This is a genomic window from Nonomuraea polychroma (genome assembly GCF_004011505.1).
Lineage (GTDB): Bacteria > Actinomycetota > Actinomycetes > Streptosporangiales > Streptosporangiaceae > Nonomuraea > Nonomuraea polychroma.
In genome coordinates this window covers 6,439,898-6,454,063 of sequence record NZ_SAUN01000001.1, presented here as the reverse complement: position 1 = coordinate 6,454,063, position 14,166 = coordinate 6,439,898, and the positions used below count along the sequence as shown (strand labels likewise).

Genomic DNA, 14,166 nt, shown 5'->3' with positions numbered 1-14,166 from the left:
TGTCGATCTACCGGCAAGTGACCAAGGCCGCCGCGAGCACATCTTCTGCAGGCGTTACACGGGCGACCAGCCAACGGCATCCTGTACGCGGTTGGTTAATAATGATCATCGAGTAGGCCCTGCAGAGGAGCGACACCGTGACCCCGCACCAGTGCGCCTGTCCTTCCGCCCCGGAGGGCACCACCAAGCCGTGGAGATGCCCCCACTGCGGCCTGCTGTGGGAGCCGCTCCCCTCATCGCCTGTCAGACAAGCCAAGCGAAAGATCAGTATCAACAAGGATGTCGTCGTCATCACGGTTCTCCTTGCTGCTGGCGCGGTCTGCCTGGGGCTGTTGGCGGTGTCGCTAGAGGCAGCCATCGCCGCCATGTGTGTCATTGGGTTGGGCTCCCTCGTTCAGGCAGCCGTGGGCGCATTCCGCCGAGGCGAGGACCCAGGCCGGATGCTCGGCGGGGAAGACTCCGGATCCGAGCCCGGCGAACCCGAGACTGAAGAGGAAGAAGATCAGGGCGACACTTCAGAAGACGACGAAAAGGAGACCTAACGCGGCCCAGACGCGTCCATCGCCATCTCGGTCCTGATACCACTCGTACTCAGGATCTTGGCCCTTCACGTACGGGCCGAGTCCCTGGGCGTTCGCTTCCGCGCAGGTGCGGTACCTCGGATCGATGCCGCCGGTCTCCTCCCGTGTGGGCTGCCTCGTGGCCTGGGGGCCGTTCTCGCGCGGGAGCCGCGCGGCCAAATTGCGCTGATGCCCATGCCAGAACCTGTCAGACTCGACCCATGGGCAGTGACTGGGCCTCACTTGACGACTGCATCCTCAACTGGGCACACCTCCGTGGCATCCGACTCATTCGTGACAGGTTCGCTTGCTCAATCCCCGAAGCGATCGACTTCTTGGCCGCCCGCATCGAGGAACTGCGGCAGACACGTCCTGAGGATTTTGCGCCCAGGCCCGAAGGCTATGAGTTCTACTCCTAAACTGTGCCCCCGGCGGGGACTCAGCCGGTTGATCGCATGCTCCACAACGTTGCGCTTGGTGTAGTGCTCGCGGTGCAACCCGGGCGGGCGGCCACCGCATCGACAGCGGCGGCCACGGGAGTCCGGGGCCGGCCCGGGCCTACACGCGGCACCCTGATCCTATCCAAGGCAGGCCGGAACTGTCGGCTGTCGCCGTACTGGCCCAGGGTCAGCACCAGCGACAGCGCGCGGCAGCGGTCCGCTGCCGACAGGTGCAGCTTGGTGGTGATCAAGCCACCGCGTGAACCGCCTAAGCATTCGCCGATTTGATCATTGCCGCCAGCCGGTTGCACAGGCTGGTCAGCGTCGATCGCCCCCATATGTCCCCATCGGCTCTCCTCTATCGCCCGCTGGAGGCGGCGGGGTCTGGCGTGGCGCAGTGGCGGCGTGCTGGTGCGCCCGCACGGTGGTGGAGTCCACCGCGACATCGCCGTCGGTGCGGCCGGCCGCCTCCTCGGCGGCCTGCATCGCGGCCACGAGTCGTTGCCAGGTGCCGTCCGCCGCCCAGCGGCGGTGCCGCTTGTAGACGGTCACCCAGCAGCCGTAACGCCTGGGCAGATCGCGCCAGGGCACGCCGGTTCGGGCCCGATACAGCACTCCGTTGATCACCGTGCGGTGGTCGTTCCATCGACCGCCGCGCTTGCTGCCCGCGGGCAGCAGTGGCGCCAGCCGTGCCCACTCGGCGTTCGTCAAGTCACCACGACCCATACGCCAAGAGTGACAAGATGCGCACGCATTGTCAGCAGATCTAAGAAACAGGTCTTGGGTAACCCGTGGCCGAACGCTCCCCGCACGCCACCGTCGACTCGCGCGAGCCAAACCCCCGTCGTACGGCGGTGCCGGTCGGCCCTGGAGGATCTCCCATGCGCCGACCGCTCCTGTCCACCGGGTTCGGGCTCGGGGGCGCGGGGACCCGCCTTTCTGTGGGAGCGGAGCTGCCGAAGGACGCCTCAGACTCCACCCGCTGCGGACACAGCCACTGGGTCGTGGGGGCTGCCGGCGGCTACAACGCGTGTAGGTGCGATGAGTTTTCTGTGCTCATGCCGTCAGTGGTGGACGTCGGCACCTCGCCGACCTACCCCCTGGCAAGGAGCTGCAAAGTGGTTCATATCAGTGCGTCCATATTCCTGACCCTCGACGGAGTCATGGAGGAGCCTCACGTGTGGCATCCCCCATACGCCAGCCAGGAGAGCCTGGCGCTGCTCGATGAGCAGATGGCCAACGCCACCGCGATGCTGCTCGGTCGCCGCACCTACGAGGAGTTCGCCAGTTACTGGCCGCACCAGACGAACGACGTCCCGCTCGCGGAGGCCACCAACGCCATCCGGAAGTATGTGATCTCCCGAATGCTGTCGAAGCCGGTATGGGACAACACCACGGTGCTGACGAAAGGAATGGTCGCCGCCGTGCGCACGCTGGCAGGACGGGAGTCCAGCGTCATCGTGCCGGGTAGCGCTCAGCTCGTTCACGGGCTGCTGCGCGCGGGGCTGCTCAGCGAACTACGGATCATGCTCGATCCGCTCGTCGTCGGCCGCGGTCACCGGCTCTTCCCTGAAGGATCAGCCCTCACCGAGCTCCAGTTGATCGACTCGCGCCGACTCCCGCGTGGAGTGACGTATCTGGTGTACCGCCCCGTCGAGGGGACCGATCGCTCGTGACCTGGAGCAGCGACCACACCGGCGCGCACATGGGCGAGGCGGAGCTGGTCGAGGCAGCGCGCCGTGGCGACGACGACGCCTTCGCCCAGATCGTGGCACGCTATCGGCCGGATCTGCGGCTGCACTGCTACCGGATGCTCGGCTCCTTGGAGGAAGCCGAGGACATGACCCAGGAGACGCTGGTACGCGCCTGGCAGGCGCTGGGCCGCTACGAAGGGCGTGCCGGCGTCCGCACCTGGCTGCACCGCATTGCCACCAACGCATGCCTGGACCTGCTCGCACGTCAACAGCGCCGCCGCCGGCTGCTGGCAGAGAGCGGCGCGTCGCAGGTACCCGCCGCCGCGGCGGTGCCGTGGCTGCAGCCGTACCCGGACAGCCTGCTCGACCAGGTCACCGAACCAGCCACCGCCGCGGTGACCCGAGAGACCGTCGAATTGGTCTTCATCGCCGCACTGCAATTCCTGCCGGACGCCCAACGTGCCGCGTTGATCCTGCGCGACATCCTCGGCTGGCCGGCCACGGAATGCGCGCAGTTGCTCGGGGTGTCGGTAGCAGCGGTGACCAGCGCCGTGCAGCGCGCACGGACGAAGCTACGCGAACGCCTCGGCCCAGACAGGTCCCAATGGACAGGCAGTACGACCCTTACTGATCGCGAGGCCGCAGTGCTGAACCGCTACATGAAAGCGATCGAGACGGCGGACGACCATGCCATCGCGAGCCTGCTCGCCCCGACCGTCCGTGTCAGCCACCAAGCGGGCGCCGGGGGCCACTACGGAACCGAACCGATGTGGTACACCGGACGCGAGACCATCCTCGCCCGATGGGCGCCGGCGCTGCACGGCCCGCACAACCTCCGCATGAGGATGGTGGCCACCGCAGCCAACCGCCAGCCCGCCGCGGCTACTTACATCCACATCCCCGGCGATCCCGTATACCGGCCTTTCTCGCTGTCCGTGGTCGCCATCGACAACGGCTTCCTCACCGAACTCGCGCAGTTCGGCCCCGACCTTTTCCCGCTGTTCCACCTGCCCGCCACTCTCGACCCGCCCACCGGCCGGCCGGCGGCCTGACGACCGGACGGAGCCATCTTGCTTCCGCCGGGAGGCGGGCTGTTGTCGAACGAGCCGACGCGCTGCGCGGAAACGGTGCCAATCGTGACTGCGGCGCACACGGCGCGACCACGACGTGGCAGACGTAACATGCTGCTCCTCGAAATGGTCAACCGGAATGGCAGGAACGGTTGACATGAATCAGGTCGCCGGTGCGCGGCGAACTCCCCGTGAGGATGGTGCTGAAACCCCGTTATGAAGCGCATCCGAATGCGCCGGGACGCGTGGCCTCATCATGAGCGCCTGCCGCCCGTCTGTAAAGCATGCACTCAGCGGGCCGGGTGCGTCTCCGTGGCGAGGGCGCGGAGTTGCTCGGCGAAGGCCAGGGCCTGCTCGGAGGTCAGGCGGGGCTCGGCGCCCACGTAGAAGACCACGATGTCGCCCGCGGGCGATCGCACGGCATTGAAAGGAATCATGATGCCGACGATTCTGCCCGGCGATACCGACAATTTCCGGGGGTCGAACCTGCCGGCGGGCTCGCACGTCTTACCGCGCAACGGTATCCGGCGGGCCAGTCGCGCCCTCTGCCCAGATGACCGACTGGGGAGCGGGAAACATGGGCGTCGCACAACGGCCGGAGGTGCTGCCGGTCACGGGCTCAGACCTCAGGGTCGCGCTCGTGCTGGGCGAGCGCGCGCTGCGGGTGAACGGGGATCTGCAGACCGCGCGGCGCTGGTTCGACGTGGCCTATCGGCAGGCGGAGCTGTGCGGCGATCCGATCGCGCTGGCCGCGGCCGCGCTGGGGCTGGGCGGGGTGTGGGCGCACGAGCACCGTACGTCCGCCGACTCCGAGATGGTGCGAGCGCGGCAGCGGCACGCCCTGTCGCTGCTCGATCCCGCGTCACCGCTGGCACTGCGGCTCCGCGTTCGGATGCGAGGTGAGGAGGACTACCGCTCCGGCGAGCACGCGGCCATCACGGGGTTGCTGCGGGAGACGAGGGACTCCGGGGACCCGGTGGCGCTGGCGGAGGCGTTGAGCCTGGCGCACCACTGCCTGCTCGGACCCGAGCACGGGACGACCCGGCTGGAGCTGGCCAGGGAGCTGATCGGCCAGGCCGCGGTCACGGAGCGCCGAGGCGACCTGATGATGGGGTTGCTGTGGCGAACGGTCGACCTCTATCTGGCCGCTGACCCGCATGCAGGGAGGTGCCTGGAGGAGCTGCGCGGCCTGCTGCACGAGCACGCCCATCTCGCGGTGGGCTATGTCGTCAACGCCATCGAGGTCATGCTGACCATCCGGGCCGGACGATTCCGGGAGGCGGAGCAGCTGGCGGGGGAGTGCTTCGAACGCGGCGTCGCGGCCGGCGACATGGACGCCACCGGCTGGTACGGCGGCCAGCTCGGCGCCATCCGCTGGTACCAGGGCCGGGCCGCCGAGCTGTTGCCCGCCCTCCAGGACCTGGTCAGCTCGCCCACGCTCAGCCCGATCGACAACTCGTACGTGGCGGGACTGGCGCTGGCCGCGGCGACGGCGGGGGACCGGCGGTCGGCGGCCGGGCACCTGGCGCGGCTGTGCGGCCGCGACCTGGCGGAGCTTCCCAGGTCGAGCAGCTGGCTGGTCGCGATGTACTGCGCCGTGGAGACCGCGCACCTGCTCCAGGACGCCGCTACGGCGGGGCAGGCGTACGCGTTGCTGAGCCCGTTCGCGGACCTGCCGGTGATCGGCAGCCTCGGCGTGGTCTGTTTCGGCTCGGTGCACCACTCCCTGGGCATGGCCGCGCTCACCATCGGCGACCTGGAGCGGGCGGTCGGGCACCTGCGGGCCGCCGTAAGGGCGAACCTGGCACTGGGGCACTGGCCGGCGGCGGCGCTGTCCAGGTCCCGGCTCGGGCAGGCGCTGGCGCTGCGCGACGGGCCGCAGGACGAGGCGGCGCTCGCCGAGCGGGCCGCGGCCGCGCGAGAGGCGGCGGAGCTGGGCATGGTGCTGCCCGCCGCGGTGGGGTGGGCGGACGGCGCGGGGCAGGCCTGCCGGTTCCGCAGGCAGGGACGGTACTGGCAGGTCGAGCTGGGCGGGCGCGTCGCGCAGGTGGACCACAGCGTGGGCATGGCGCACCTGGCCGTGCTGGTCGCCAATCCCGGTCGCGAGATCCTGGCCACCGATCTCGCCGCGGGGACGTGGTCGCGCGAGGTCGAGTTCAGCTCGGAGCAGCAGGTGCTCGACGAGCCGGCCAGGGACGCCTACCGGGAGCGGCTGGCGCAGTTGCAGGCCGAGATCGACGAGATCGAGGCCATGAACGACGTGGAACGGGTGACGGCGTTGCGGCTGGAGCACGAGTGGCTGGTGGCCGAGTTGTCCGCGGCGACCGGCCTCGGCGGGCGGTCGCGGCCGTTCGCGGGGAGCGAGGAACGCGCCAGGATCGCCGTCGGCAAGGCCATCAGGCGGGCGCTGTCCCGCATCGCGGCCATGGACCCGGTGATGGGGGAGGACCTGCGGGCCGCCGTGCGGACCGGGCTGCGCTGCTGCTACCTCCCCCGGTAGCGCCCGGCCGAGTAACCCCTGCTCAGGCAAGCGGCGAGCTCCATGGTGGAATACAGGGCGGGCAGTGTTGAACAGGAAAGTGAGCCACCCATGGAGAACCGCACGTTGGGACGTACCGGACGTCAGATCGGCGTCGTCGGCCTAGGAGCCTGGCAACTCGGCGCCGACTGGGGCGAGGTGTCCGAGGACGAAGCCTTCGCCACGCTGGGGGCCGCCGTGGACGCGGGCGTCACCTTCATCGACACCGCGGACGTGTACGGCGACGGGCGCAGCGAGCAGATCGTCGGCCGCTTCGCCAAGGGCCACCCGGAGCTCACCGTGGCCACCAAGATGGGCCGGCGGCTGGAACAGATCCCCTCGAACTACGTGATGTCCAACTTCCGCGCCTGGAACGAGCGCTCCCGCCAGAACCTCGGCATGGACACGCTCGACCTGGTCCAGCTGCACTGCCCGCCGACCCCGGTCTATTCGACGGACGCCGTGTTCGACGCCCTGGACACGCTGGTGGCCGAGGAGAAGATCGCCGCGTACGGGGTCAGCGTCGAGACGTGCGACGAGGCACTGACCGCGATCGCCCGGCCGGGCGTGGCGAGCGTGCAGATCATCCTGAACGCGTTCCGCCTCAAGCCCCTGGAACAGGTGCTGCCGGCCGCGCGGGCCGCCGGGGTGGGCATCATCGCCCGGGTCCCGCTGGCCAGCGGCCTGCTGTCGGGCCGGTACGACGAGCACACCACCTTCGCCCCCGACGACCACAGGGCCTACAACCGGCAAGGTGAGGCCTTCGACGTCGGCGAGACCTTCTCGGGCGTGGACTTCTCCACCGGCCTGGAGGCGGTCCGCCGCCTGGCGCCCCTGGTGCCGGAGGGCGTCACCATGGCGCAGTTCGCGCTGCGCTGGATCCTGGACCAGGAGGGCGTCTCGGTGGTCATCCCGGGCGCCCGCAACCCCGCCCAGGCGACGGCGAACGCGGCGGCGGCCTCTGTCGCGCCGCTTTCGGCCAAGACGCTCGACGCGGTGCGGGCCGTCTACGACGAGCTGATCCGCCCCCAGGTCCACCACCGCTGGTAGGCCGACGACAGCACGATCGGCCGGTCAGCCCTTGACGGAGCCGGCCGTCAGACCGCGGACGAAGAACCGCTGCAGGGCCAGGAAGAACAGGATCGGCATGACCATGGAGATGAACCCTCCGGCCGTCACAAGCTGCCACCCCTGGCCCTGCTGGCCCATGAGCCCCTGGACCGCCACCGTGATCGGCTGGTTCTCGCCGGGCCCGATGAAGACGAGCGCGACCAGCAGGTCGTTCCAGACCCACAGGAACTGGAAGATCGCGAAGGACGCGAGCGCCGGCACCGACATCGGCATGATGAGGCGCCAGAACATCGTGAAGTGCGTGGCACCGTCGATCCTGGCCGATTCGAGCACCGCCTGCGGCAGCGTCGCCATGTAGTTGCGGAGGATGTAGATCGCCAGTGACATGCCGAAGCCGATGTGCGCGAGCCAGGCAGCGGGGAACGTCCCGTTGATGCCGAAGTCCCCGTACACCTGCAGGATCGGGACGAGCGCCACGTAGTTCGGCACGACGAGCAGGCTGACGATCACGATGAAGAGCGCGTTGCGCCCGGGGAACCTCATGAACGCGAACGCGTACGCCGCGAACGCCGCGATGAGCAGTGGGATGAACGTCGCGGGCAGGGCGATGGCGAAGCTGTTGACGAAGGCCTGGTCGAGGTTCGCCTGCGCGGTGACCTCGCGGTAGGCGGCGGTCGTGAGGCGCCCCAGCGAGGCCGGGTCGGTGAAGACGGTCCACCAGCCGAGGGAGTTGGCGTCGTCCTTGGTGCGGAACGACGTGATCAGCAAGCCGAGCGTCGGGATGATCCACAGCGTGCAGACGAACACCACTGTGAGCTTGGCGACCGGGGTGGCTTCCCCCCGGCGGAGGGCGCCGCGGCGCGCGGCGGCCCGCCCGCCCGCGGCAGGACGGGCGGCCACACGTTCCGTGATGCTCATCGGCCGGCCTCCTCGGTGCGGAAGTGGCGCACCTGGTAGATCATGATGGGGATGATGGCGATCATGAGCATGACGACGATCGCGGCGGCCTTGCCGTTCTCGAAGTTCGTGAACAGCTCGTTGAAGAACTGCACGCCGATGACGTTCGTGTCGAAGTCGCCGTTCGTCATGACGTAGACGATGTCGAACAACTTCATGACCCCGATCGTCACCGTGACGAAAACCGTGATGATCGTGCCGCGGATCTGCGGGACGATCACCCTGAAGAAGATCTGCCGCTCGCTCGCCCCGTCGATCCTGGCCGCCTCCAGCGTGTCTGCGGGCACGCCCTTGATCGCGGCCGAGAGCAGGACCATGGAGAAGCCGACCTGCGCCCACAGCAGCATCACCATGAGCTCGAGGCTGTTGAACTTGAAGTCGGAGATCTGCAGCCAGTTGACCGGGTCGAAGCCCAGGCCGGTCACGATCGCGTTCTGCACGCCGATCTGCGGCTCGCCGGGCGGGTTCGTCGCGTAGACGAAACGCCAGATGGTGCCTGCTCCGACCGCGGAGATGGCCATGGGCATGAAGATCGCCGTCTTGGCCAGCTTCTCCGCGCGTGGTCTGAGCCGGTCGGCCAGCACGGCGATGCCGAGCCCCAGCGCGATCGTCACCGCGGGCACGATGACGATCCACAGCAGCGTGTTGACCAGGGTGGAGCGGAAGCCGGCCGAGCCCAGTAGCGAGGTGTAGTTGTCGAGCCCCACGTAGGCCGTGCTGTCGGCGTTGGCGAAGCTGAAGTTGATCGTCTGGATGGCCGGGTAGATCAGGTAGAGGCTGATCGCCAGGAATGCCGGGCCGATGTAGACGTACGGCTTGAGGCGGTCCTCCCACTTGCCGGGCAGCAGCCCCACCAGCCGGTTGAGCAGCCAGAACAGCGCCAGGGCGCCGCCCACTCCGGCGATGACGGCCAGGACGGCGTTGATCGTCTTGATCAGCATGGCGGCGCCTCCTCAGCTCGCCGGCCAGCTGCCGTCGATCGTCTTGAGCGCCTGGTCAAGGGACTGCTGGCCGCTGATCCACCCCGTCATGCCCTTCCAGAAGCTGCCGGAGCCGACGGCTCCGGGCATGGCGTCCGAGCCGTCGAAGGCCAGCGAGGTCGAGCCGTACGCGATCTTCGCGATGTCCCTGATCGTGTTCGTGGGGTAGTTGGCGACGTCGAAGTCCTTGTGGGGCGACATCCACGAGCCCATCTTGGCGCCGGCCGTGCCGAAGTCCTTGGTGCTCATGTACTGCAGGAGCTTCTTGGCCGCCGCGTTGTCCTTGCTGAACAGGCCGGCGAGGTCGCCGCCGCCCTCGATGGAGTTCTCGCCGTCTGGGGTGGCGGGCGGGAAGCCGAAGACGCCGACGCGGTTGTCGATGTCGGCCACCACGTCGTCGGGGAAGATGCCCTTCTCGGCGACGAAGTTGCCCTGCTTGAACAGGTAGCAGCCGGGCGGGGTGCGGAACATCGGGTTGCCGGCCGTGCCGAAGTTGTTGCTGGAGATGGACTTGCGGCCGCCCAGGACGTTCCCCTCGGTGAAGGCGATCTTCTCGAACGTTCCGGCGGCCTGGCGGACCAGCGGCGAGTCGAACTTGATCTTGTGGGTGACCCAGTCGTCGTACTTGGCGCGGCCGCCGTACTTCAGCACCAGCTCCTCCATCCAGTCGGTCGCCGGCCAGCCGGTCGCAGGCCCGGACTCGATGCCCAGGCACCAGGGGGTCTTGCCCTCGGAGCGGATCTTGTCGGTGAGCGCGAGGAGCTCGGGGATGGACTTCGGCGCCTCGTACCCGGCGGACTCGAAGGCCTGCTTGGGGTAGAAGACCAGGCTCTTGACGTTCATGCTCATCATGAGCCCGTAGAGCTTGCCGTCCTGGGTGCCGACCTCGAGGGCGCCGGGCGTCATGCTGTTCTTCAGCGTGGGCATGTCGAGGATGTCGTCGAGCGGGGCGAGCTTGCCCTTGGCCGCGAGGTCCTTCATGATGCCGGGCTGCGGGAACAGCGCGATGTCGGGCAGGTTGTTGCCCTGCACCCGGGTGACGATGAGCTGATTGAAGTTGTCCGAGGGCGACCACTTGATCGTGATGCCCTGCTCCTTCGCGTACGGGTCCAGCGACGCCTTCACCGCTTGGAGGAGGCCGCCTCCCATTCCTGTCATGATCTCGACGGTCGTACTGGTGTTCCCGCTGCCGGATCCGGTCTGGGCCGAGCCTCCGTCGTTCAGGCATCCGCTGGTCAGCAGCGCGACCGCGGTGATCGGCGCGAGTGTGGTGAAGAGCTTCTTCCGTCGCATCCATGACTCCCTTGCAGTGACGCGGGCCCCCCTCCAGCGGCCCGCCGGCGCGCCCGTCGGTAGGGGCGCTGACAGCGGCGAGCCCGGCCCCGATATCGAATTGACGCGAGTCAAAAATAGGTATGCTGGACGGAAAAGCTGAACCTTCCAGCCGGTAACATTTACGTAACATGTCGTAGTTGTTGGTCCCCACCCCCGACCTCCAGGACACTTCTCGCATGGTCACCAGAGCTGACGTCGCTCGCCTCGCCGGTGTCTCGACCGGCACCGTCTCGCATGTGCTCACCGGGGCGCGGTCGATCCGCCCCGAGACCCGCCGCAAGGTGCTCGACGCCATGGAACAGCTCGGATACACCCCCAACGCCATGGCCAGCGCCCTCGCCGGGGGCCGCAGCCGGATCATCGCGATCGTCTTCCCGTCCCAGCCGCGCACGATCGTGGGGTCGGACCTGGAATACGTCCTGGCGGCCACCGACGCCGCCCGTGCGCGGGGCTTCCATGTGGTCCTGTGGACCTCCGGACCGGACGACCTGCACGAGCTCCGCCAGCTGGCCAAGGCCGGGCTCGTCCAGGGGTTCCTGCTCATGCAGGTCACGCTCACGGACGAGCGGGTGAAGTTCCTCGAGTCGGCCGGCATCCCGGTCGCGCTGATCGGGCGCACCCAGACGCCCGGCCACGTGCCCTACGCGGACGCCGACTTCACGCAGATCGCGCGCATGGTGGCCGAGCACCTCGCCGGGCTCGGGCACCGGACGATCGGGATGCTCAACGCCCCGTACGAGCGGGGCACGCACGGCATCGGCGCGGCCGTACGTTTCGCCGACGACGTCCGCCGCACGTGCGCGGACCTCGGGCTCGGCTGCACGATCGTGGCCAGCGCGCACACCGTCAGGGCGGGCCGGGCCGCACTGCGCGAGCTGCTGGACGCCGCGCCGGAGACCACGGCGATCATCTCCTACAACTGGGAGGCCACGCTGGGTGCGATGCACGAGGCACGCGCGCTCGGCCGGCCCATCCCCGAGCGGCTGTCGCTCGTGTTGTGCTCCAACGGCGAGCCCGAGTCGACCGACCCTGAGCTGACGACGGCCACCCCGCCCGCCACGGAGATCGCCACCGCCGCCGTGGAGGCCCTCATCGACCACCTGGCCGATCCGGACACCCCGCCGGCACAACGCCTGGTGCCGAGCGTGCTGGTGGAGCGCAACAGCACGGCGCCGCCGTACGGGTCGTGAGCCCCTACGCTGAAGGGCATGATTCGTCCCGCGACCCCTGCCGACGTGCCCGCGATCCTCGACATGATCCACGAGCTCGCCGCATACGAGAAGGCCGCCCACGAGGTCCGCGCCACCGAGGAGGACCTGCACGCCGCGCTGTTCGGTGACCGCCCCGCTGCCTTCGTGCACATCGCCGAACAGGACGGCGAGGCCGTCGGCTTCACCCTGTGGTTCCTCACCTTCTCCACCTGGAGAGGCGTGCACGGCATCTACATGGAGGACCTCTACGTACGCCCCCAGCACCGCGGCGGCGGCCACGGCCTGGCGCTCATGGGGGAACTGGCCGGGATCTGTGCCGAGCGCGGATACCAGCGGCTCGAATGGTCGGTGCTCGACTGGAACGAGCCGAGCATCGGCTTCTACGACAAGCTCGGCGCGCTCCGGCAGGACGAGTGGCTGAAGTACCGGCTGACCGACGAGCCGCTCCGGCGCCTGGCCGGGCGCGACTGAAGCGCCAGATCACACAGGTCACGCACGGTGACGTGACCTGCGTGACACATGCGCTAAACCCCGGCGTGCGTCCTGGGCCTGACGGCCTGGGGCTCCTCGAACCTCTCCATGCGCGGCTCCTCGAAGTCGCGGTGCGTCTCCTCCATGCGCAGCGCGACCCCGATCGCGAAGAACGTGGGCGCCCACTCGCCGACGAAGATCCCCCACCGGTCGGCGCGATCAAGGCCTGCTCGCTCGGTGGTCCGCGAGACCATCCAGGATGCGCAGGCCAGGCCGATCGAGCACAGCCCGGCGAAATACATGTGATTGGACTTGATGCCCATCTTGTGCATTGTTTTGATCATGGTTCCCCCCTTGCTGTGAGAGCTGGTACCCGAGGGGGGAGGCCGTAACCGAAGATTACGAGTTTGTTTCCGCTGTGACGCTTGTGCGGAGCTTGTTACAGCGGTGAATCACATGTAACGAGCGCACAGCCACGGACTGTCAAAGTGCGTAACGAGCCATTCCTACCTTGGAGATCCCCGGACGCCGAGTGTAGGAGAGATCGATGGCGCGCTGGATCGCCGAGTGGCACCCCGATGACCCAGCCTTCTGGGAGAGTTCAGGCAAGCGCGTGGCGCGCCGCAACCTGATCTTCTCGATCGCTGCCGAGCACCTCGGCTTCACTGTGTGGACGTTGTGGAGCATCGTGGCCACCAAGATGGGGGCCTACGAGTTCACCACGGACCAGTTGTTCTGGCTGGTGGCCCTGCCGAACCTGATCGGGTCCGTGCTGCGGATCCCGTACACCTTCGGCCCGGCCAAGTTCGGCGGCCGCAACTTCACCGTGGTGAGCGCGCTGCTGCTGCTCATCCCGGCCATCGGCCTCGGGATCGCGGTCAGCGACCCGAACACGCCGTATTGGCTGTTCCTCGTGATCGCGGCCCTCGCCGGATTCGGTGGCGGCAACTTCGCCTCCAGCATGGCCAACATCACCTACTTCTACCCCCGTAGCAAGCAGGGGGTGGCGCTGGGGCTGAACGCCGCGGGCGGCAACATCGGCGTCAGCTCCGTGCAGCTCGTCATGCCGCTGGTCATCGGCTCGCTCGGGCTGGCCGCCGCCGGCTGGTTCTGGCTTCCGCTCATCGTCGTGGCCGCCGTCTGCGCCTGGTTCTTCATGGACAACCTGACCAGCGCCAAGGCCAGCCCGCGTCAGCAGCTCGCGGTGGCCGGCAAGGCCCAGACGTGGATCATGTCGTTCCTGTACATCGGCACGTTCGGCTCGTTCATCGGCTACTCCACCGCGTTCCCGCTGCTCAGCAAGAGCCTGTTCCCCGAGGCTCCGTTCGCGGTCGTGGCGTTCGTCGGGCCGCTGGTCGGCTCGCTGATCCGGCCGGTCGGCGGCTGGCTGGCCGACAAGCTCGGCGGCGCCCCCGTCACCCTGTGGAACTTCGCCGTCATGGGCGGCGGCGTGCTGCTGGTCTGGGCGGCCAGCTCCTCCGGCAACTTCTGGTTGTTCTTCCTGTCCTTCCAGCTGCTGTTCCTCACCGCCGGCATCGGCAACGGCTCCACGTACCGCATGATCCCGGCGATCTTCCAGGCCAAGGCCGTGGCCGAGCGCGGTGAGAGCGAGGAAGCCCTCCTGTACGGCAAGCGGCAGGCCTCGGCCGCCATCGGCATCATCTCGGCCGTCGGAGCGCTCGGCGGGTTCCTCATCAACCGGGCGTTCGGAATGGCGTTCGCGGCGGCCGGCACCCCCGCCCCCGCCTTCCTCGCCTTCGGGATCTTCTACGCCTCGTGCTTCGCGCTCACCTGGTGGTGCTACACGCGCAAGGTCGGCGTGAAGGTCGTGGCCAGCCTCGCCCACGCCCGGGTCTGAT

At 68.5% G+C, this 14,166-nt stretch carries 14 protein-coding genes and 1 pseudogene; 8 read left to right on the top strand and 7 right to left on the bottom strand.

From position 1 onward, the window contains the following. The first annotated feature begins 137 nt into the window (after window positions 1–137). Window positions 138–542: a hypothetical protein gene (locus tag EDD27_RS29405; RefSeq protein WP_127935265.1), complete on the top strand. Its 405-nt coding sequence runs from the start codon at window positions 138–140 to the stop codon at window positions 540–542. On the opposite strand, the gene EDD27_RS58915 is transcribed toward EDD27_RS29405, so the two are convergent. Both EDD27_RS58915 and EDD27_RS57000 read right to left on the bottom strand, forming a co-directional pair. Beyond that, entirely contained in the window at window positions 516–803 is a 288-nt protein-coding gene (locus EDD27_RS58915) for an excalibur calcium-binding domain-containing protein (RefSeq protein WP_127935264.1), read from the bottom strand. The genes EDD27_RS29405 and EDD27_RS58915 overlap by 27 nt on opposite strands. 197 nt (window positions 804–1,000) lie before the next feature. After that, a pseudogene (locus EDD27_RS57000) lies at window positions 1,001–1,726 on the bottom strand (IS5 family transposase); the annotation flags it as partial. Between the two features lie 155 nt (window positions 1,727–1,881). Between EDD27_RS57000 and EDD27_RS29390 the strand changes: the two are divergent. Together EDD27_RS29390 and EDD27_RS29385 are read left to right on the top strand one after the other, a co-directional pair. Beyond that, on the top strand, window positions 1,882–2,676 hold the full coding sequence (locus EDD27_RS29390; protein WP_127935262.1) for a dihydrofolate reductase family protein: 795 nt from the start codon (window positions 1,882–1,884) through the stop codon (window positions 2,674–2,676). Continuing rightward, window positions 2,673–3,746, top strand: a complete 1,074-nt coding sequence (locus tag EDD27_RS29385; protein ID WP_241564322.1) for an RNA polymerase subunit sigma-70 — start codon at window positions 2,673–2,675, stop codon at window positions 3,744–3,746. The genes EDD27_RS29390 and EDD27_RS29385 overlap by 4 nt, the downstream gene beginning before the upstream one ends. Window positions 3,747–4,054: 308 nt before the next feature. On the opposite strand, the gene EDD27_RS54620 is transcribed toward EDD27_RS29385, so the two are convergent. Further along, on the bottom strand, window positions 4,055–4,201 hold the full coding sequence (locus EDD27_RS54620; protein WP_164903835.1) for a hypothetical protein: 147 nt from the start codon (window positions 4,199–4,201) through the stop codon (window positions 4,055–4,057). A 140-nt stretch (window positions 4,202–4,341) separates the two neighbouring features. Between EDD27_RS54620 and EDD27_RS29380 the strand changes: the two genes are divergently transcribed. Beyond that, complete coding sequence (locus tag EDD27_RS29380; RefSeq protein ID WP_241564321.1) at window positions 4,342–6,264, top strand: hypothetical protein; 1,923 nt, start codon at window positions 4,342–4,344, stop codon at window positions 6,262–6,264. A 90-nt stretch (window positions 6,265–6,354) separates the two neighbouring features. Then, window positions 6,355–7,332 (top strand): aldo/keto reductase, encoded by a 978-nt coding sequence (locus EDD27_RS29375; RefSeq protein WP_127935261.1) that lies wholly within the window; start codon window positions 6,355–6,357, stop codon window positions 7,330–7,332. A gap of 24 nt (window positions 7,333–7,356) precedes the next feature. On the opposite strand, the gene EDD27_RS29370 is transcribed toward EDD27_RS29375, so the two are convergent. Genes EDD27_RS29370 through EDD27_RS29360 form a run of 3 tightly spaced genes read right to left on the bottom strand, consistent with a single transcriptional unit; the run spans window position 7,357 to window position 10,583 of the window. After that, complete coding sequence (locus EDD27_RS29370; RefSeq protein WP_127935260.1) at window positions 7,357–8,271, bottom strand: carbohydrate ABC transporter permease; 915 nt, start codon at window positions 8,269–8,271, stop codon at window positions 7,357–7,359. After that, entirely contained in the window at window positions 8,268–9,251 is a 984-nt protein-coding gene (locus tag EDD27_RS29365; RefSeq protein ID WP_127935259.1) for a carbohydrate ABC transporter permease, read from the bottom strand. Before EDD27_RS29365 ends, EDD27_RS29370 begins: the two co-directional genes overlap by 4 nt. A gap of 12 nt (window positions 9,252–9,263) precedes the next feature. Next, window positions 9,264–10,583 (bottom strand): ABC transporter substrate-binding protein, encoded by a 1,320-nt coding sequence (locus tag EDD27_RS29360; RefSeq protein ID WP_127935258.1) that lies wholly within the window; start codon window positions 10,581–10,583, stop codon window positions 9,264–9,266. A 218-nt stretch (window positions 10,584–10,801) separates the two neighbouring features. Between EDD27_RS29360 and EDD27_RS29355 the strand changes: the two genes are divergently transcribed. Beyond that, window positions 10,802–11,815, top strand: a complete 1,014-nt coding sequence (locus EDD27_RS29355; protein ID WP_127935257.1) for a LacI family DNA-binding transcriptional regulator — start codon at window positions 10,802–10,804, stop codon at window positions 11,813–11,815. Between the two features lie 18 nt (window positions 11,816–11,833). Then, complete coding sequence (locus tag EDD27_RS29350; protein WP_127935256.1) at window positions 11,834–12,307, top strand: GNAT family N-acetyltransferase; 474 nt, start codon at window positions 11,834–11,836, stop codon at window positions 12,305–12,307. A gap of 53 nt (window positions 12,308–12,360) precedes the next feature. On the opposite strand, the gene EDD27_RS29345 is transcribed toward EDD27_RS29350, so the two are convergent. After that, window positions 12,361–12,651: a hypothetical protein gene (locus tag EDD27_RS29345; RefSeq protein ID WP_127935255.1), complete on the bottom strand. Its 291-nt coding sequence runs from the start codon at window positions 12,649–12,651 to the stop codon at window positions 12,361–12,363. Between the two features lie 203 nt (window positions 12,652–12,854). Between EDD27_RS29345 and EDD27_RS29340 the strand changes: the two genes are divergently transcribed. Beyond that, window positions 12,855–14,165, top strand: coding sequence for an MFS transporter (locus tag EDD27_RS29340; RefSeq protein ID WP_127935254.1), 1,311 nt, complete (start codon window positions 12,855–12,857; stop codon window positions 14,163–14,165). The last annotated feature ends 1 nt before the right edge of the window (window position 14,166 follow it).